The sequence below is a fragment of the Paenibacillus sp. W4I10 genome, from assembly GCF_030816325.1.
Taxonomy (GTDB): domain Bacteria; phylum Bacillota; class Bacilli; order Paenibacillales; family Paenibacillaceae; genus Paenibacillus; species Paenibacillus amylolyticus_B.
The window spans coordinates 3,482,542-3,501,482 of the sequence record NZ_JAUSXX010000001.1; the positions used below are offsets into that span (position 1 = coordinate 3,482,542).

Annotated in this window: 25 protein-coding genes; 4 read left to right on the forward strand and 21 right to left on the reverse strand. The window is 40.6% G+C overall.

Annotation, left to right across the window (positions count from 1 at the left end):
• Positions 1-314 precede the first annotated feature (314 nt).
• From QF049_RS15660 to QF049_RS15670, 3 genes are all read right to left on the reverse strand, one after another.
• The gene (locus tag QF049_RS15660; RefSeq protein WP_307538673.1) at positions 315-608 is read right to left on the reverse strand and encodes a hypothetical protein; all 294 of its coding nucleotides are present in this window, start codon (positions 606-608) and stop codon (positions 315-317) included.
• A gap of 104 nt (positions 609-712) precedes the next feature.
• Positions 713-1,348: an AAA family ATPase gene (locus QF049_RS15665; RefSeq protein WP_307538676.1), complete on the reverse strand. Its 636-nt coding sequence runs from the start codon at positions 1,346-1,348 to the stop codon at positions 713-715.
• A 175-nt stretch (positions 1,349-1,523) separates the two neighbouring features.
• On the reverse strand, positions 1,524-1,667 hold the full coding sequence (locus QF049_RS15670; protein ID WP_307538678.1) for a hypothetical protein: 144 nt from the start codon (positions 1,665-1,667) through the stop codon (positions 1,524-1,526).
• Between the two features lie 163 nt (positions 1,668-1,830).
• Here QF049_RS15670 and QF049_RS15675 point away from each other — a divergent pair, with 163 nt between their 5' ends.
• Together QF049_RS15675 and QF049_RS15680 are read left to right on the forward strand one after the other, a co-directional pair.
• A complete protein-coding gene (locus QF049_RS15675) occupies positions 1,831-2,595 on the forward strand; it encodes a zinc-dependent metalloprotease family protein (protein ID WP_307538680.1) in 765 nt (254 codons plus the stop codon).
• Positions 2,596-2,611: 16 nt separating this feature from the next.
• A complete protein-coding gene (locus QF049_RS15680) occupies positions 2,612-3,277 on the forward strand; it encodes an outer membrane protein assembly factor BamD (RefSeq protein ID WP_307538682.1) in 666 nt (221 codons plus the stop codon).
• 170 nt (positions 3,278-3,447) lie between these two features.
• Here the strand turns inward: QF049_RS15680 and QF049_RS15685 are convergent, their stop codons facing one another.
• The 8 genes from QF049_RS15685 to QF049_RS15720 form a co-directional block, all read right to left on the reverse strand.
• The gene (locus tag QF049_RS15685) at positions 3,448-3,930 is read right to left on the reverse strand and encodes an SRPBCC family protein (protein WP_307538684.1); all 483 of its coding nucleotides are present in this window, start codon (positions 3,928-3,930) and stop codon (positions 3,448-3,450) included.
• An 18-nt stretch (positions 3,931-3,948) separates the two neighbouring features.
• Positions 3,949-4,257: a hypothetical protein gene (locus QF049_RS15690; RefSeq protein WP_188310533.1), complete on the reverse strand. Its 309-nt coding sequence runs from the start codon at positions 4,255-4,257 to the stop codon at positions 3,949-3,951.
• Positions 4,258-4,387: 130 nt separating this feature from the next.
• Positions 4,388-5,074: a hypothetical protein gene (locus QF049_RS15695; protein WP_307538687.1), complete on the reverse strand. Its 687-nt coding sequence runs from the start codon at positions 5,072-5,074 to the stop codon at positions 4,388-4,390.
• 72 nt (positions 5,075-5,146) lie between these two features.
• On the reverse strand, positions 5,147-5,752 hold the full coding sequence (locus QF049_RS15700) for an oxidoreductase (RefSeq protein ID WP_307538690.1): 606 nt from the start codon (positions 5,750-5,752) through the stop codon (positions 5,147-5,149).
• Between the two features lie 397 nt (positions 5,753-6,149).
• On the reverse strand, positions 6,150-7,871 hold the full coding sequence (locus QF049_RS15705) for an AraC family transcriptional regulator (RefSeq protein WP_307538692.1): 1,722 nt from the start codon (positions 7,869-7,871) through the stop codon (positions 6,150-6,152).
• A 45-nt stretch (positions 7,872-7,916) separates the two neighbouring features.
• A complete protein-coding gene (locus QF049_RS15710; RefSeq protein ID WP_307538694.1) occupies positions 7,917-8,693 on the reverse strand; it encodes a (2Fe-2S)-binding protein in 777 nt (258 codons plus the stop codon).
• Between the two features lies 1 nt (position 8,694).
• Complete coding sequence (locus QF049_RS15715; RefSeq protein WP_307538697.1) at positions 8,695-9,735, reverse strand: ABC transporter substrate-binding protein; 1,041 nt, start codon at positions 9,733-9,735, stop codon at positions 8,695-8,697.
• A 135-nt stretch (positions 9,736-9,870) separates the two neighbouring features.
• Positions 9,871-10,164 carry a hypothetical protein gene (locus tag QF049_RS15720; protein WP_307538698.1) on the reverse strand — a complete coding sequence of 98 codons (294 nt, stop codon included), beginning with the start codon at positions 10,162-10,164 and terminating at the stop codon, positions 9,871-9,873.
• Between the two features lie 168 nt (positions 10,165-10,332).
• On the opposite strand from QF049_RS15720, the gene QF049_RS15725 reads away from it, so the two are divergent.
• On the forward strand, positions 10,333-10,698 hold the full coding sequence (locus tag QF049_RS15725; protein WP_307538700.1) for a hypothetical protein: 366 nt from the start codon (positions 10,333-10,335) through the stop codon (positions 10,696-10,698).
• 42 nt (positions 10,699-10,740) lie between these two features.
• Here QF049_RS15725 and QF049_RS15730 read toward each other — a convergent pair whose 3' ends face one another.
• The 5 genes from QF049_RS15730 to QF049_RS15750 form a co-directional block, all read right to left on the reverse strand.
• Positions 10,741-11,325 carry a chloramphenicol phosphotransferase CPT family protein gene (locus tag QF049_RS15730; protein WP_307538703.1) on the reverse strand — a complete coding sequence of 195 codons (585 nt, stop codon included), beginning with the start codon at positions 11,323-11,325 and terminating at the stop codon, positions 10,741-10,743.
• A 211-nt stretch (positions 11,326-11,536) separates the two neighbouring features.
• Positions 11,537-12,076, reverse strand: coding sequence for a hypothetical protein (locus tag QF049_RS15735; protein ID WP_307538704.1), 540 nt, complete (start codon positions 12,074-12,076; stop codon positions 11,537-11,539).
• Between the two features lie 177 nt (positions 12,077-12,253).
• Complete coding sequence (locus QF049_RS15740; protein WP_307538706.1) at positions 12,254-12,979, reverse strand: hypothetical protein; 726 nt, start codon at positions 12,977-12,979, stop codon at positions 12,254-12,256.
• A gap of 30 nt (positions 12,980-13,009) precedes the next feature.
• Positions 13,010-13,261, reverse strand: coding sequence for a hypothetical protein (locus tag QF049_RS15745; RefSeq protein ID WP_307538708.1), 252 nt, complete (start codon positions 13,259-13,261; stop codon positions 13,010-13,012).
• Positions 13,262-13,449: 188 nt separating this feature from the next.
• Positions 13,450-14,016, reverse strand: a complete 567-nt coding sequence (locus QF049_RS15750; RefSeq protein ID WP_307538710.1) for a histidine phosphatase family protein — start codon at positions 14,014-14,016, stop codon at positions 13,450-13,452.
• Between the two features lie 227 nt (positions 14,017-14,243).
• Here QF049_RS15750 and QF049_RS15755 point away from each other — a divergent pair, with 227 nt between their 5' ends.
• A complete protein-coding gene (locus QF049_RS15755) occupies positions 14,244-14,801 on the forward strand; it encodes a hypothetical protein (protein WP_307538712.1) in 558 nt (185 codons plus the stop codon).
• A gap of 51 nt (positions 14,802-14,852) precedes the next feature.
• On the opposite strand, the gene QF049_RS15760 is transcribed toward QF049_RS15755, so the two are convergent.
• The 5 genes from QF049_RS15760 to QF049_RS15780 form a co-directional block, all read right to left on the reverse strand.
• Positions 14,853-15,332, reverse strand: coding sequence for a hypothetical protein (locus QF049_RS15760; protein WP_307538714.1), 480 nt, complete (start codon positions 15,330-15,332; stop codon positions 14,853-14,855).
• Between the two features lie 161 nt (positions 15,333-15,493).
• Positions 15,494-16,138, reverse strand: a complete 645-nt coding sequence (locus QF049_RS15765; RefSeq protein ID WP_307538716.1) for a DUF3885 domain-containing protein — start codon at positions 16,136-16,138, stop codon at positions 15,494-15,496.
• 48 nt (positions 16,139-16,186) lie between these two features.
• Positions 16,187-16,516 (reverse strand): DUF3024 domain-containing protein, encoded by a 330-nt coding sequence (locus QF049_RS15770; RefSeq protein WP_307538718.1) that lies wholly within the window; start codon positions 16,514-16,516, stop codon positions 16,187-16,189.
• A 623-nt stretch (positions 16,517-17,139) separates the two neighbouring features.
• A complete protein-coding gene (locus QF049_RS15775; protein ID WP_091015157.1) occupies positions 17,140-17,976 on the reverse strand; it encodes a carbohydrate ABC transporter permease in 837 nt (278 codons plus the stop codon).
• Positions 17,977-17,990: 14 nt separating this feature from the next.
• Positions 17,991-18,926, reverse strand: a complete 936-nt coding sequence (locus QF049_RS15780) for a carbohydrate ABC transporter permease (RefSeq protein WP_307538721.1) — start codon at positions 18,924-18,926, stop codon at positions 17,991-17,993.
• Positions 18,927-18,941 lie beyond the last annotated feature (15 nt).

The following is an 18,941-nucleotide window of genomic DNA, read 5'->3' on the forward strand; positions in this document are numbered from 1 at the left end:
TTAATCAATATTAAATTAGGTATTAATGCTGATCTTGAGTCATATCATATAAATATCAATAAGTCTTTGGAATTGTAAATTTTTACACATTCATGTGCAGAATTATTTACTTTTTAAAGTGAATAGACAACCGGCAGGTACGAGAAGAAATTCTTCCATGTAACAGAAGTCATATCTCTGAGTTCACTTCTAACCTGGCTCAGGACCAAATGGGCAATGGTCCCTATGCGTATGATGTGATCTGAAACATTCACCTTCTATTAAACACTAATCTCTTTCTTTTACTGCATTTCTTAAATGCCGAGTATTCCTGATCAGTCTTCCAATTTTGGCGTGATGATCTCATCGCTCCATTTCGGTGTTAGTACTCTTCTGTATCCTATATATTCTGTTGTCCAGCCTTCGAATTCTTCTCCGATGATGACTATAAATGGGATCTTATGCTTAATACTGTGTTGTCCCACTTCATAAGTGACGATTAACTTCTTATCCTCAGAAACAATATGTAATTTGATTATCCCTTCATCGTCAATATCCGGATCAACATAACAATAAAATAGTCGATTGGATCGAACGATTTTACGTTTATATTTTTTTCTTACGTCCATAACTCACCTCGCATATTTATTTTTTCTTTGATCACAGTATTTGGTCAGTTATCCAAGGCACAGCTAGAGTAGCTTTGGTATCTGATATTAAAATCACACTAAGATTAAGGAGTGTTACTTTTATAGAAATCAATGACTCTATCAAAGATCTCAACCTCTCGTTTTTTTATGTCCGGTAATGTCTCGCTATGCTTTACAATATGATGTACATTATCTGCTATAGACTCTGCTTTATGAATTCCCACATATCCTGGTACCAGTTCATTAAGATAATGGAAGTATCTCATTTGAGGTTCAATCATGCGTAGGTGTTTATCAAAATTTCTTCTGGATCTTGTCTGATCCATCTCCTTTCGCTTGCGCAGCTCATCTTCTTCAGCCCAGAATAGTACATAAGCATCCGGTAATGATATTTCATTTTCCAATAACTTCTTTCTAAAGAAGTTTGCTGTTTCATCTAAAGATAGGTGCTCATAACCATATATCCAGCTGTACCAAATCTTAAATATATCGCCATCCAAAATCACATACTCATGTTGTTGATTCTTCTCATATGCTATATGCCATCTTTCAATTTGTCTCTCCAGCAACCACATCATAAGTTCCTTACCTTCAAGATGAGGAGTTTCAAAAAGAATCCCTGTTTCTGGAACAATAAATGCATCATATTGTGTAGCGAACTGCTGACAAGTCGTACTTTTACCTACAGAACTGGCACCTTCGAGACAAATTATCGTCATTGAAATATATTACCTCCTGATATGACTCATAAAATGATTAATCAACCTTCATTTGCTCTTAAGTGATCATGTTAAATTTCATATTAGACTATGCATTGTAAATTTCTTTGATCTTCAGCCATGTTTCATACCAAAATGTTTTTCGTTTAAGAGGTTTAATTACCTTAATTTGGATTTATTTTCCCTTCAAATAAACCGTGCCATCCACTTCGATGAGTCTATCGCCATATGCAAATACAATACCCTTGCATTCTTTGTGATACTGGTTCTCTCTTGTTTCTGACCACTCCGCTTTATCAATAGAATGCCTTTTTCTCATTATTTAAAATCCTCCTTTAAGGAAACACCACTATTTACAGCAAAAAGGAAACCTCCCACATCATTAACACTTTGTTATACGATATTGATGAGCCTTAGGGTTCGTTTATTCCTACGACTCACGAATTTTTTACAGAGGAACTGTCGCACTTTTTTTTTACAATATGTCATATGGTAAACCAATAATTGACATATTATCTATCATATTGTATCGTAAACCTCTAAGACTAGAAAACTATCCCATAAAAGAGAGGTGTAGGGTTGTGAATTTCAAGAAAAAGTATATGGCGTTCTTTCTAATTGCTGTAATCTCAGTATTCTCTATTAGTCCGAGTCTAAGTGCCCATGAAATGTATTATTCCGGGTCAGCTCCAAATTGGACAGCAATCCCTGTTAAATGGAATAACTTAAGTAATGGGAAACCTTATCTTAAGGTGAACGGAGATCGATTAAACTCCGACTATACAAGCGCCTACACAACAGCAGCTACGTTATGGTCAACATATTCTCAGAAGATTGTAATTGATAAAGTCGGTTATGGCTCTTCAAACGTTGACATCGCCACAGGAACAAAGGCATATTGGTCAGATAGATTTGGTGTGGGTGGAGCCGGGACACTAGGAATAGCAGATCTGAAGACAACAGACGGAATTGTTATAGATTCATCAACTGTGCAACAATCTTCGAAAAGGATTTCGTCAGCTCAAATATATATGTCACCATATGTCGCTAACTATAGCAGTTCTAACCCAGGCAATCACAAGGTTGCTACTATAGTCCATGAAATAGGCCATGTTCTGGGTTTAGGTCATCCCAATGTTAGTTACTATCCTACAAGTGTTGAGTCAATCATGAGATCTGGTGGCCAATATGAGGGTTATTATGTACCTAGACAACACGATTTAAATGATATTAACAACAAATACTAAGATGGAGGAGATTAAGATGAGGAAAATCTTGATAACTATATTATTTTTAAGTGTAGTATTAGTTGTAATGGGTTGCTCAAGTAATAAACCAATTACCTCAAGTCTTTCGGATGAAAGAATTCTAGAACTTCGCAAAGAATATCCTCTTTCAGAAGGTAATGCTAGTTTAGCCCAATCCGTTGATGTTCCCTTTGAACAAATATTAGAAATGTCAGATGCAGTAATTATTGCTGAAGTTGTTAAGCAAAACCCTAGTTTTCAATCTACCTTAACTGCAGAACCAGGAACACCAGAGGGTGATGCCGCAGAGAAAGATAAAGCTCAAGGTATTGAGCCGTATAAACCTACTTTTGTTTCATATGAAGTAAAAGTGGATGAGGTGATTGTGGGGGAAGAGGTTGATGAAACTACTAACTTGTTCTACAATGCTGATTTCATAGGGGTTGAACCAGATTTAGAACCAGGTATGAAGATTGTTGCTTCAGTGAAAAAAGGAACAGCGCCAGAGCAACAAGGCAGTTATTCTTTCACTAGGTATGCCACTTATTATGTTGTTGATGATGATTATGTTTTGTCTGCGTACCAAGGGAAATCTGAAGAAATGAAAAATTTCACAAATCAAACAGATGGTAAAACGTTAAATAACTTGGTAGAGCAGATTAAAGAACTCTGGTCTAATTAGTAATGAAAAATAGAAAAGTTCACTATTATCCCCTTTAAGACTATTTGGAGGGGATTTTATGATCTGACGGATTGTACTATGAAGTGCGACACCTACTGTAAATAAATAAAAAAGCGCCTAAGGCCGGATTCGTGTAGAATGAAAGTTACTACACCACATTCACACTTCTGTTAACCTTCCATATTAAATGCTTCACTATAGATTTCACGCAGCTTAGTGGAGTTATCATGCCACTGAATGGGTTTACCATTGATGATTTGCACCAATACATCCAGACACCTATGCCATCCTGCGGCAGTATTCACTGCCCATGAATCATCGTTAAACGTATGGGTAAAGATCATTCGACACCCTTTATCTTCTGCCTGCAATGAAATGTTAATCAGATCATCAACTTCACGGAAACCAAATACATATGGCTTTTCTAACTCTGTAATGGTCCCCTCATATGTCGTTCCTTCACCATCATCGAAGGCAATCCTGCCACCAATTCTCAGATCCATCTCTCCTGTTGCGAAAGGATACCATCGGGCGAAGGAACTAGACTTCGTGATCACAAGGAAAACATCTTCTGGATTTTGATGAAGAAATCGTTCAAACCTCAAAGCATAACGACCGTTTGACTCATGTAATGTACCATAATCACTCATCATTAGATCCTCCTTCTTTCATCACACATATCCATCTTCAGGTTCACCAACATCAAAACCCAACACTTTTGACGCTTCCAACTTAAATGTCTCTATCCAAGATATCCAATCATCGTTATTCATCTGTGCATAAAATGATAATCCACTAGGCTCAACGGATGCTTCAATAAAAACATCATCCTCTTCAGACCCGAACCAATATGGAATTCCACTTTTATAACCCATCCACCCTGGCATACACTCATATACTTTAGAAACTTTATCCCACACCTCATCAGGCAGGTCATAACTTATATTTAGGTTGCAATTATGAGAATTTATGTTGTTCATTTACATTCTCTCCTTTTACCTTGGACGTATATCAAAAATACCCTATATATATAGGTAAAGTACCACACTTCTCCCAATACTTGATCAAGGATGTATCTCTTGTTCTTTATATACTATTTTCGTTTATAGTTTACCAAATATCTTCTTCCTTTAAGATTTCTTTGGTGGGCTGGTCTACAGCTAACCAAGTAGAAATATCCTCTTCTATTTTTCTCTTCCACGCTATTAAAAAATGTACTTGGCATATCTGGTGGGAATCAATCTCTGTCATAGATACTTCAATGCCTTGATCAGAATGTAAGACAAAACTATACTTCTCAGAATCAGAGTCTAAATCTAGAGATTTAGGAATCATATCGCTTTGGTTTCTTTTCCCCATTATCAGGGGTGCATCTTGGGTTCCTATGTGTAAGTGGTACTGTTCATTCTCATATTCGACAGCTTCAAGATTTTCTCCCGTGTCAGATCCGTAATCTTCCCAGCTGTATCCCTCTTTCCACGAAGCAGAAAAGCTACATGTGCTTATTCGATGATGTGTATTGGGTTTGATTCTAAATACGGCTCCCCAGCATTCCTCTACTTCCTGAGGTGAAGAAAGATTATGGTTCAGATTACAGAGCACTAACTCGCAATCAAACGAGTCGTAGTAATACTGGTATAGTGATCCGCCATGTTTGAGCTGAGAACAGTGAGTAGGAAGATAAAATTCGCTGGTGACAGCAAGTGAAAGTTCAATTGTTCCAAGAGGCGTATATATTGAAGGTTTTATAAGATCAGTATCTTGAATTAAAGCTTCTTTTCCACGAAAAAGCTTCATTATATCCCTCCTTATAGTCTTTCACTTAACGGTTAGCATACTCCAAGTTTTTTTAATACTTTTCATCAGTACTTATAGATTATATTTCATTTTAATTCTTTCATATAACTTAGAATCCGTATTTCGATTTACAATCTCTCCAATTAACTCTTTCCATTTATTTTCAATCCACTTAGGACTTTGTTCTTTCAGAATATCCTCGTTAAATTGACTATCGATATACTCCAAATCTTGTTTAAACACTCCTATATCCTTAATCAGTTGATTTCTCGATTCTTTTTCTAGCGATATCTTATTCGATAAAATGTCGTCTGTGATTTCTACACTTATATACGTATACATATCTCTAAACACATTATAGATTAAATTGGTTGACGATAACTGATCTTCCCTGAAGTCGGAATCCAAAAAGATGAATGATTCTTCACCCACTTTCAAAGATACGGCCACATTTCCTAATGCGTGTATGACTGTTTCCTTCGAAGAATTGTCCTCTAAGCTTTTGATCACATTATCTAAATTGTAGATTGATTCTTTTATACCAATTTCGGTTCCATGATTCAGTTTAACCGTGTAATCCACTTCTTGATTGTCTTTGTACGCTTTGAATTGATAGTTGAAGTACATGCTTATTATCAATCCAACTATTAATACGATTATTGCAGTATTTTTTCTCATTGAATCACCTCGTAATCTTATAATTGAATTCATACAATGATTAATTTTTGTATTTCTCACATACAACATACTCCATCCTAATAGTGCCTGAACTACGTATATGATAACCCATATTGTTACAATTGCGAAAGGAAATTGACGAATAAGGGAGATTTATTAGTTTTCTCAAACCCTTATCCAATCGATCCAATGGGCTTTGAATACGCTGAATATATGCAGGGTTGTACAGGACGCGAATATTCAGTGGAACCCTTTATTATAGTAATCAAACAAAAAGGTCCTTCTTCATCCCATAGGGAATCAGACGACCTTCGATACTTTCAGAACATATCAACTTTTTGAAAGGTAGAGCGTACCGTCTTTCGCTGCAAATGGGCTAGCGCCGGCAACCACCTGCTCAAGCCAACAACGCCTGTTCAATCTGATCCACAATCCCATTAATACCTGTCGGCCCATAACAGCCGATCCATGTCGCGGCATCTACCGAATGTATTTGCTGTCGCTCATCCTTATCAAGCATCCCCCGAATACGTTGCTCTGTCGTGGATATTCCCTCCTGCATGAGTTCATTGCTAAGCAGAAAGTAGTGGCTGGCTTGGACAGCTGGTAATCTATCAACAGAGATATGATAGGCTGTGTCGTCGGTATCTGCTACAAATAGTGGAACCGGCAGACCCAGATCACGGTACAGCACAGCGCCTGTACGATGAGCGGCAGAATGTACACGAACGAGAGAGTCCAGCGGACGGATCAGTGCCACACTTTTACCTGCCAGTACCTGAGCCAGTTCATCGGACAGCAACGCAGTACGTCGATGATAATCCGCAAGTATACGCTTGGCCTCTTCTCGCTTGCCTGTCAGTTCACCGAACAGACTCAGAATAGTCTGCCAGCTCTCATTACGTTTAAACATGATTACTGGAGCAATTCGGCTTAACCGTTCAACATGTTGATCATGTACCTCGGTACAGATAATCAGATCCGGCGACAATCGTTCTACAGCAAGCAGATCAGGGTACTCATACGTCCCAAGTAATTCGGTACCTTGAAGTCCTGCCCGGATGTATTGAGGGAAATTAACCACCGCACTTCCCGATCCTACACTTCCTGCTGGAGATAATCCAAGCGCGAGCAAATGGTCGGCATATTGAACATCCAATACGGCGATACGTTGTGGCGATTCAGTAACTTGATATTCACCTCGCATATGGCAGATCACCGGACCTTGGGCCGACTCGTACGAAGAAGCTGTGCGATTCCGCAGTAAGGCTTGAGCATAGTTTTCATCTAATTCTGAAGCGGCAGCAAGTCGATAACGCAGCGGAGGAACGCCATAATATTTCTTAAACGCCCTGCTGAAATAATACATGTCGCGATAGCCCATTTTGTCAGCAATCTCCCCAATGGAGGCATCCGTATGATGCAGCATTCGCGATGCATTCTCCATCCGCAACTGGATGACGTACTCCATCGGCCCGAGCTGTTTCTCTTGTTTGAAACGTCGCTGCAACTGCCTTACGCTGCATCCAGCGAGGGCTGCCAGCTCTTTCAGCTCCAGATTCTGGCGATAATGCGATGATATATAGGACACGACAACATCCACCATGTCGGACTCTGCTCCGCCTTGACCACGTTCATACTCCATGATCAGTTCGTAGATCATCCCCTGGAGCAATGCATTGGCATGAAAACGTTCCAGCCCTTCACCGCGACGCCATTTGGCAACGATTTTTTCCGCATTCTGAATCCATTCCGCTTGCGTAACGGGGTTCTGAATAAACGACGTTTGCAGCGGGTGTTTGCGATACGAGGGCAACGCATGGGAGGCTCCTTCCATGGAAGAAGCCTTATACCTAATCACGATATAATAAAGTTCGTCTGATCTGGCCGTCAGCGTAACGGATGTTCCCTTCGACACATGACAAGCAAAAGAAGCTCCAATGTGGCAAACTTCACCATTCATTGCAAGCTCCCCTTCCCCGCCTACTGCCAGCAGCAATACATTCGAGGTTAATTCGGTTTCGCTAAGAACACTGCTTGTCTGCAAAGTACCGCTATACCCGTCAAGCATCTTGATCGTCGTATCACTCCATAGACTTGTCTGTTCTTGCAGCGGCATTTCTCTCATCTCCTGACAATAGCAATGGTAAAATTGTTGCTGTTGTCATTTTAATTGAGATTCTTTCTCATTGTCAATTTTCGGACATTTGAGACAATATTCCCCTGACATCTGGTAATAGAAACAACAGGTGATCCGCTCACTTTTGGCAACATGCACATTGTCCTTACACTCGGTGAAGCGGGTCAACGGATTCTTCCTCTCACCAAACACTTGTCCGGATGCCACCTGCGTCAGATAGGAGAAGTCCTCTCGAATGATCTTACGTTCCTGCTCCGTCTCGCCTTCATCAGGAGCGAATAATCGGCCAATCCGTACCATGATATTCTCCCAGAGAATACTCATTGAAAGAGGTGCAATCGCAGCAAGAGCCTTTAACAGAGGTGTCAGCTGTACTGCAAACATCTCCTGGACCGCTTTTTCCCGCCATACGTTCCTGTCTCCAGACAGTTCTTCAGCCTGAAGCCCGTTCACCGCTAGAAAAGGAAAACGTGTACCGCCCTCATGCTCTTCGAGCTTCGGATGATAGAGAAAGCTGTTTTCCAGCTGAAAAGTAACATGCTGATGATGAAACGTCATCGCGGTCACGAGCGGAGTCGTCCATAGATAGCCAAGCCGCTTGGCTAACATAGAAGCTGCGACTTTCATGTCTGGTGCATCGATATAGTTCTGAAACCAGCGGATATACTCTCGACACGCATCTTCGTCATGCAACTCACTCAAAGCAATGGTACGGACACTATGTTCAGGCGGCTCACCAAGCAAAATCGAATGATCCTCTACCGTCTCTTTCCATAAGTCTGTCGAGAGATATGGGTTCATATTAGTTCGATCCGAGCAAGGCTTCCGCTGCCTGATCTACAATCAGATTAATCGCAAGCGGGCCATAATAAGCGATCCAAAGTGTTGAGTTCATGTCATACGTAAGGTTATTTTTTACAGCATCGAGGGACTTCCACACTGGATTAGTCAACATAGCCTCTGCTTCTGCTGCAAACAGCTCATCCGACAGGACAAAATAACGATCTGCCCCAATCTCAGGAACTTTCTCCATGGAAATTTCTACGGAACCATCTTCATTAATCTCCTGCACCAAAGCAGGCATCTTCAGTCCCAAGTCATTATACATAATACCGCCAATGCGGTGCTCAATTCCGTGCACACGAATGCCTTCTTTTCGAGGACGAATGATCGCCACTGTTTCATCGCCCAGCTTCTCTGACAATTTTGTTTTCAGCCCGGCAATTTTGTCTTCATACGCTGTGCGCACGTTCTCTGCCTCGTCCTGCTTGTCTGTAACTTGGGCCACCGTAGCTAACGTATCACGCCAGTCTTCGTAGAAATCAAGTACTAAGGTAGGAGCAATTTTACTTACACTCTCATACTGTTTCTCTTGAAAGTCGGTCATGATGATCAGATCCGGGTCGAGTGCAACAATGGCTTCCAGGTTAGGCTCGTCCCGTGTACCCAGAACTTCTACGCCATTCGGTTGGTCTCCTAAATATTCTGGAAAATCCGTATTACCTCCAGCGATAACACTGCCTGCCGGCTTCACGCCAACGGCTAACATTTGATCCAGAAACTTAACATCAAGCACTGCAATTTTCTGTGGTTTTTCGTTTAGAGTAATGTCACCCTTCATACCCTTGATCGTTACAGGAAAAGCTCCGTCCGTCTGCGTTTCCGCATTCGCAGGTGTCTCCGCTGGTGTTACCGCAGATTGCTTACCGCTATCTGTACCTGTTGCGGCACCGCAAGCCGTCAATACAAGAATAAGGGCCAGCATCAAGCCCATAAGTAATCGTGATTTGTGAGCTGCATAGCCCTTACTTCCAGCCACTTGCCCCTTTGTTCCTTGATTCATGATGAATCCCCCTTATGTATATTACTGATAATGATTTTCATTATCGAAACATAAAGAGAGTATATACGATCTCCGTATCGGGTTACCATGTACTTTTGCGACATTTGAACCGGACTAATGCGACATTATGAGCGCTTATCCACCCTTTAATGTTTCGGTGATGTATGCTTGCAGTCGGTAAATGTCTGAAAGGAGCTCTTCTTCCTCTGGCGTATTGCCATACTCCCCTAACCAGCGCGGTGTACGGATATGCCACTCATCTGTCAGGTATTGCTTTACATCGCGATAGTCTACAATATGTCCCAGGAAATATTCCAGTGAGCCGAAGGATTGTTTATTGCTATCCTTAATGATGGATTGTGTTTTTTCGATGATCACCTGCAACATATGTTGGATATGGTCTTCTGGATTCATAGCTTTAGTTTCCATCCGTAACCTCCCCCTATCTCTATACAAAAAAATGAATTAGTATATTATTCAAATGAGCCTCCTATTGCTAAACGTAGAATTCTGTTCTTATCGAACACAAGGAATCGATGCCCATTGAGTATTGAGACATCGATTCCTATCCTCTAATTATGGAGGTGAATAACGAGTATGCGACCAAGCATGAAGTATGGCATTATTGTTAGCGCAGTTATTATTGTCTTTGTTCCTATTATCATTGGATTTTATATGTTGAACAAGGTTATCGATCCTGACGAGACAATGGTTACGAGAACTGAAGTTTCTCCTGAGCTTATTACTATACAAGGTGGATTTGCAGACAGTATTAGCAGATATCATGGCTACTACCTTTCACATCATAACAATTCACTTTACATTCAGATTAAAGGCAGTAAACTTCCTATCGGTGGTAGTAAAGACTTCACAATTTCATTTTCTAATACTTATGGGAATGTTGATGAAATCTACTTATTAGGTCCTGGCAACTCTAAGAAAAAGATTTGGCCGGACGCCTAACTTTCATTAGAATGGATATCATATGATCTGACACAATCAGCTTCAGTCTCTTCTGCTTAATTTCTTAAATGCGGAGTATTCCTGATCGGATTTCATATAGCTTAATATCTTTTCCGCACATGCAGCTGAGCTAAGCTCTTCCGTATTCACTTCCAGATCATATTCATCATAAGAGTAGATGTAGTCGAACTGGGAATGGGCAAGTCCAATCTCGCGATCTCCCCTGCTCTGCTCTCTTCTGGTGAGTTCTTCTTTCGAGCACTGCACGCCTACAAACAGTATCGGATAATCCGATAGTAACTCATAAAAATCGTTAAACCACTTGTCATTGCTGATGACCGTATCCACGATGACATTCAGACCCATCTCCGAAAACAGTTTAATGGTTGCACAGTACAACGAATTGATGGGGTCGAACAGGATATCGGTCATCACATGGTGTTCCACTTCTCTTGTTGGTTTCATATCTGGATATGTATTGTCGATAAACTGATCATAATTATGCAAAAATTGATCTACCGATAGATGATGAAATGGAATATCTCCCTGATTTTTCATTTCCATCGCAATGCTTGTCTTCCCCGAACTTGATGTTCCGTTTAAAAATATAATGAGTCCTCGTTCCATATCGATCACCCTTATCATTAAAATTAGTGCTGCAATTCAGATCACATAACAATAAAAATTTCAACTCATTTGATCCCATGTCATGAGGCCTTCCCTTATAAGCTGTTATACATCCTAGAAGCAAAATCGAATAAATAGGTCTCTATTTCTTCCTTGTCAGTGATTTACGTGTCCGATGAATCACTTTTTCAACGAAATCATAATGCAAATTTTATTTTGATGCTTCTCTTTCCTTCATAGTATATTGTTTAAAATACTCCCTAAACACATCATAGAGCTCCTGCATTTCATGAATTTCGCCCCGAAACTTACCCCATATTTCTTCTCTTTGTTTATGTTCAACCTCAATGTTAAATTCTTCGGCTTCATATTCAGTCAATAATTCAAAGAAATATTCACAAGGCTCTTTCACAGCTTCACAACTGTCAGCATACTGGCCAGACTCCAGCAGAAAGCTGGCCCAGGATATTTCTCTTCTGTCGTACTTTATGTACAAACAAGCAATGTATTGATCGAAAAGTTTACTATTGTAGTAAGTAATACAAGGTTCTGAGTGAATATATTTGTTAACGATTTCAATAGCGCTGCCTTGATAACGCACCGTGGCTAGTTCTATGATCCAGAACGGCGGGTTCGTGTACTCAAGGATAATGTCATTACAAAAAGGATGAAAGTGTTTGTACCAGATTAATTTACTATCGAGCATAATACCCATCTTACAAGCAAACTCTTTATTCGGTTCTATCTTCATACCAGTAACTCCTTGTTGGGTAGAATATTCAAATTGACCTTAAGCGCTTAGAATTTCTCCGTTTAACTAATGTCTACCCAGGAGTTCTGCTTCTTCTACTCCTCTTTCATTCTTCTTATCCTTGTCCTCTTGTTGACTAATGACTGTTTGACTACTAGTTTCAAACCCCAACATTCTTTAGCGTCTGCCGATGAATAGCTTATTTTGAGTCCAATGAAGATTATAGCCATAACGGTATAGCTCAAAGTAAGGATGCAGGCAGTCTTCCGCCTCCTGTAGACCTTGATAGCGGGGCCACTGCAAGTAGTAGGATATCCAATAATCGCAAGCGATGGAATAGTACGCTTCGCTTAATAGCTCGATGGTTTCATCATAATCACTGCGCGAACTGAGGAGTTCTCCGAGTGCTTCGTAAACGACCTCTCCATCTTCTTCATCCGTGCCTTGAATCAATCTTTGCTCCAGCTTGTTAATTTCGCTTGTAGGTAATACAACGACCTCCGTAAGACTTGCCAAATCTTGTAATGCTTCATTTGCTACGTCAGCCGCTTCGTCATCTTCCGGAACCATGGAGAAAAGACTCTTCAAATTTTGAACCAGCTTCTCCCCCAGACCACGCAACATTGCCTCAGAAGCAGGCTCATTTCCACCGTTGAAATATCCTGGCACATATTCGCCGGCGAAGTCCTCAGGATTCAACATCTCATAGATCGGACGTATTCTATCCAAAAAACGCTGACCGTCTGGAATAGTCTCAAACACACGTTCAATGCCTGCTCCCGATGGCATAAACCACTGAAAAAATCCGTAAAGATGGTCTGCTTCAACTTCAGCATCATCCGCTGGCTTGAATTCTTCTCCACCCATCGCTAATAAATAGCGGCCATATTCCTGTTGATTCAATCGGTACCATCTCCTCTTCTGTTACACCGTTTACCATTCTCTCCATTCTTCCGTAATATCTTCATCCTCTTCAATGTCTAATCCAGTCAGCCTAGCCGCCTTGTCTATAAAATCAGCCAATTCTTCACGTTCCATCGTTTCAATAAAGTAACCATTGGCCTCATTCATTTCATTAAACCTAACCACAACTTCTTCTACAGCCTTCATCATGCGCTCAGAATCTTTCGTTTCTTGTAATGCTATTAATTGGTGCAAGTATGTATCCAGGGCTTGATCAGACATGAGTAATCTCTCTTCTGTGAAAAGCTCATCTCCGTGTTTAACCATTCTCTCGTTCCATAGTTTCGTTGGTTTTTCATGAAACAAGTTTTGTAACGTCAATAGAATCAATCCCTTCCATATATAATGATGTCTGTATTTTACCTGTAACCAAAATTATGAACAAGCGTTCTCGCCTATTCACTTTCACCCTATTCGCCCCATAGCCTTGTCACGTTCTCTAATTCTATCTCTTCAAATTGTAATCGATAAATGTCCGGTTTCTTGGTTTGATTCATAAAATCCAATCCGTAACTCGAATCAAAGTAATTCATCATCAACGTCATTACATGTCCGTGTGTGCCGATCGCCACTTTTTTACCCTTGTATTCTTCTAAAATCTGTTTCAACACGCCCACTGCTCTATTCTGGCAAACTGTGTTCGACTCGCCTCCTGGCAATGCATAATCCGGGTCATCAAACATCTTCTTCGAAGCAGGCTCGAACTCTTCATCCGCAATCATATCATCTGAAAAATGTCTTTCTCGGAGATCCTCCATGATCTGAATATCTAATTCTAACGCTGCTGCCACACCCTCTAAGGTCAGAATAGCCCTGGCATAAGGACTTGAGATGATGGAATGTATTCCTTCATTCGTTAATATTTCCGTTATTCGTTCTGCATTCATCTTGCCCTGCAGGGTAAGCCCCCTCGTTCTTTCCGTTCCTTCTGTATACGGTGACTCCGCATGTCTAACCATATAAACGATGGTCTTCATAGGACCCTCCTTGAATTTCTTCTATCAAAATTTATGGTCACGCTTATTTTAGATTCTGAATTCAGAATTGATATTCTGCTAGACATTTAATTTACAATAATTTTCAGATATGTGTATAGTAGAAATGAAGCAAGATGCTTTTAAAAGAAGAAGTTAAATCTAACGTAGAGGATGAGATCATGTCTTTTTTCAAAAGGAAGGTTGTACTAGTCTCTATATTATTCATATTGGCTATCTCTGCTAGTGCAATCGCTTACGTAAATGGTCAATCGAAATCGGACGTGCCCATTCATAAAGTCGTCAACCTTTCAGCCAACTCTTTAATATTTCATGAAATAGATAAGCTGGATGCGTTTGCTGAACTGATCGTTATTGGTTATGCAACAGAAGATTTCAGAGATCGAGAGCATGTTATTACTGCATTTGAGGATGGGACCATGCAATCCTTTCACACCAACACAAACATCAAGATTGAAAAGATATTAAAGAAACCCGACGATTTCCCTTCAGATCAGAACGAATTAACAATCATCGAGCCCGTCAGCCTGGAAGGAGACGTTAAATATACAGCTGATGACTATGTAGAATTGCAGAAGGGTGATACAAGTGTGCTCTTTTTGATGAAAAACTCCTTTGGTGATTATGGATTAATCAATGATAACTTAGGCAAATTCAGCCTTGAAGGGATAACTCAATATAGTGTACCTCAATCCTCCACTGTACAAGAGTTATCAGAATACGAAACTTTCCGTGACTCCGTTATGGAGAAGTACCATTTGAATTAAGGTTTTCATCAAACAACGGTGACCTTGTGGGACATAGCTGCCCTCTTTAATCTATTGCACGACTTTATCAAGGCTTACGTCAAAGGATGAAGTTATCGATTTTTGTCTAAAATCATTGGGTATCACGTTAATCTTCACATCTAGATGTATAGATTCAGGCAGTATCATTTCAGTTATATTCTCATAACCGATGAAGTAATAATGCTTTTCGTCCAGTTCTATCAAACCCCCACCTGCTGAGCCAGAAGTTGAAATCAAATGTCCGTCATGATAAAGCTCACAAGCAATATTATATTCCTCCAAACTGAATCCTTTCACCTCATATCCAATCTTGATTTGATTTTCCGTGTAATCAGCATTTCGTAAACTGATCGCACCACCATTGACCATTTGGGTCTGAATTGCAATATTTGCTTCGGGCATCTCCGGTTTCTTTAATAGATAGCCTACTTTTAGGTACCATATAACTCCTAATACAACTACAGCAAGTACAATCATAGCAATGATAAACTTCTTTTCTTTTTTATCCATAATCCGTACTCCTTACATCGGAACACTCTTAAAATTCTTTTCAAACCAGTGTTTCAAATAATACGTTATCCCTGCTCGATCAACATCAGAAAATTGTCTGGGATCATCAATCATCCATTCCATTCGGGATTATGATCAATTTAATTTCAGGTTTTCCTGCATTATCCTAGAAATACATTGTTAATTCTGTCTCGATCATAATCTAAAATCCAATCATTAAATTCTTTATAAATATCCATTAGCTCTTCTCTTGATGCTGAAATAACATCGCAGCCTCTATCATCATAGATATGAAATATCGTTTTCTTACTTATATTAATGAAATACACCCTATGATAAATCATTGGCTTTATTCCAACATCATGATTACATATGGCTTTGATTAACTCACAATATTTTAAGTCCTCAATTCTACATTTAGTCCAGTACCTATACATGTTGTTCCTTGGATCTGGGAGCTCAGCCGGTTCACAATCCAAACCTGGAAATATCTCAAGTCTCAAGGCTCTAATCGGCTCTTTCTTCTTGATATATTTACTATATAGGTTCAACTTCTTCACTTGGTGTTTAGGCTTATCTGCAAAATAAGCTTGAGTTATGAATAGGACTTCATCTTCTTGATCATGGAGAGCCTTAAATAATTCAAGCGATCGATGATAAACTCGTTCCATATAATGCTCTTCATTTATTCCAAACATCAGAGGATCGCCAAGTTCGAATCGTATTGCAACATCCCAATTATAAAAAAGGGGCGGTTCTAGGGTCAGGTTTGGAAAATTCTCTGCCAGGTATGTCTTCGGGTCCATTCTGTGGCCTCCGTCTCTTCAATAGTTGCCGATTTGACATATGAAAAATTAACCCCAGAACATTCCGTTATGACCTTGTTCAACGATCTTGAGTTGTGTTTCAAAATTTTCGTTCGGTTCGATATCATCGATGAAATGCCATTTGCCTTTACTGTCCTGCCAATACACTTTCCATTTCTTCTCATCCAATCTGAACTGTGCTACCGGCATCTGTACCCATTGATCACTTTGAAAGGCTTGTCTTTCTTCCATTAACGTCACATTTTTCCCTCTGATTTTATAACTAATCTTAATCTGACTTTTCACATGCTCGGGTACAGCATTCTTGGTGTAATGGTCCATAATCTTTTGAATGCGTTTCTTCGTAAAATCATCCATGCTCTCTAACTCTCCTGCCTTGATCCGTTTTACTTTGATTATATCATGTTGCTTTCTCCGATTTAAATGATGCTTTTAATGTGGTAAAAGGTAAACGGCGCGCGGCTTGTGCAATGGCACGCCTCGTCAGGATGAGGTGCTGCGCCCAATGGGCAGCACCTCATCGGGTTGCACCGCGTGCATTAGCGCGGTGCTCATGCTGCCATCACGAGCACACTTCCATGATGGCAACACTTGGTGCATCACGATAGCTACGCCGTGATGCACGAAAAAAGCGCCGCGACCTCATCGTCGTGGCGCTTCCTCCTGCTGCATGATGCCAATCGGCCATGCAGCTTGTGTTACGCTGCTGCGTCCCATAGGTGCAGCATAACGTTTTCTTTCGATTTTACAATTTTAACAATGGGGCTATGCTAATCATTTACGACTTAGGGAACAGACCACGAGCTGGATGTTTCTCCTCATCTAAAAGCTGCCTCTCAAGCCAACAGAGCCTGAGCGATCTGATCAATAATGCCATTGATGCCTGTGGGTCCATAACAGCCGATCCATGTCGCGGAATGGTCCGTCCTAACATCCCCGGGGTTCCGCTTCGCTGGGGCTTAATTCATACAAATGATTGTTCAACCCTTTATACCGCTAAATGTAATGCCGCTAATAAACGTCTTTTGAAGAAAAAAGAACAAAACAATAATAGGTAATGTCATTAAGGTGGATACGGCCATTAATAGGCCCCATTCGGATCCCTTTTGACTCTGAAATTGCTGCAATCCGAGCGAAACCGTGTAAGATGGTTCATTGGTTAAATAAAGCAAGGGGCCCATGAAATCAGTCCAGCTCCCCATAAATTGAAACAATGCCACGGCTAAGACGGCGGATTTGGCTAGTGGAAACATGATCTGTAAATATATGCGGAACTCACTAGCGCCGTCTAAGCGGGCCGCTTCGCGCAGGGCATCAGGCAGTCCCATGAAAAACTGCCGCAACAGAAAAATGTAAATGGGCACTCCAAAAAATTGGGGTACAATCAGTGGAAGAGGTGTTCCTACCCAACCTAATTTAGTAAACAACAGGAATAGAGGAATCATGGTCACCTGTCCGGGAATCATCATAACAGCAAGGGTAACAAAGAAAAGTAAACCTCTCCCACGGTACTCTAACTTGGCAAAACTATATGCAACCAAGGGACAGGATATGATTACACCAAGCGTACTAACGATTGTTATAATCGCCGTGTTTTTCAGATATGTCCAGAAAGGGATGTACTCAACAGCACGGGAATAATTACTCCACAGAATTGGACGCGGAATCCACTCTGGTGGGAATGTAAAGATTTGTGTGAGTGGTTTAAGAGAAGTCGAAAGCAGCCAAATGAACGGAATCATGAAAAATGCAGAAGCAACAATTAGACATACATAGGCTAACGCACGATTGATTCTTTTGATAGCGGTAGGATTCATCCCTTACTTCCTCCTTATTTCCCTTGATAATGAACCCAGCGTTTAGACGTAATAAAAATAATTCCGGTTAATGCCATAACGATAATAAATAAGATCCAGGCCATTGCGGAGGCATAACCCATTTTGAAATACCTAAAGCCGTTCTCATATAAATACATGACGTAAAAAGTCATGGAATTTGCAGGAGTTCCTTGCCCTTTGGTCAACGTATAGGGAAGAGTAAACTGTTGGAATGCACCAATCATTCCCATGACAAGGTTGTAGAAAATAACGGGAGTGAGCAAAGGCAGGGTTACCTTTCTCGTTTTCTGAAACCAGTTAGCTCCATCGATTTGCGCCGCTTCATAGTACTCCTCAGGGATGTCTCCTAATCCAGCAAGGTAGATAACGACAGCTTGCCCAATACCCCAAAGCGACATCAGAATGAGAGAAGGCTTGGACCACGACTCACCACCAAGCCAAGCGGGCCCATCGATACCGATATTCGCTAACATCCCGTTCACCAATCCGAAGTTTGGATGTAACAGCCACATCCACAGAACAGCCAGAGCCACTTGTGGCACGAGAGTAGGCAAGAAAAAGATCGTTCTGAATATAGCCATTCCCTTGACCTTCATATTCAACATCATAGCGAGTGCCACACCGAAAAATATACTTAATGGAACAAAAAATACCGTAAAATAAATCGTGTTGTATATGGATTTCCAAAACAAAGGATCATGAAAAAGCTCTTTATAATTATTCATTCCGACAAATTCACCAGGCTGCAGAATGCTGTAAGTAGTGAAGCTGAAGTAGATGGACATTAGCATGGGAATTGCATAAAAGCATAGCAGCCCTATAGCCCAAGGTGAAGCAAACAGCCACCCAATCACGTTAGTTCTGTGGAGTGCTCGTTTCCTTGCCGATGGAATTGCTTTTACTTGAACTGGATCGGCCAGTTTCGCCATGTACATTCTCCTTCC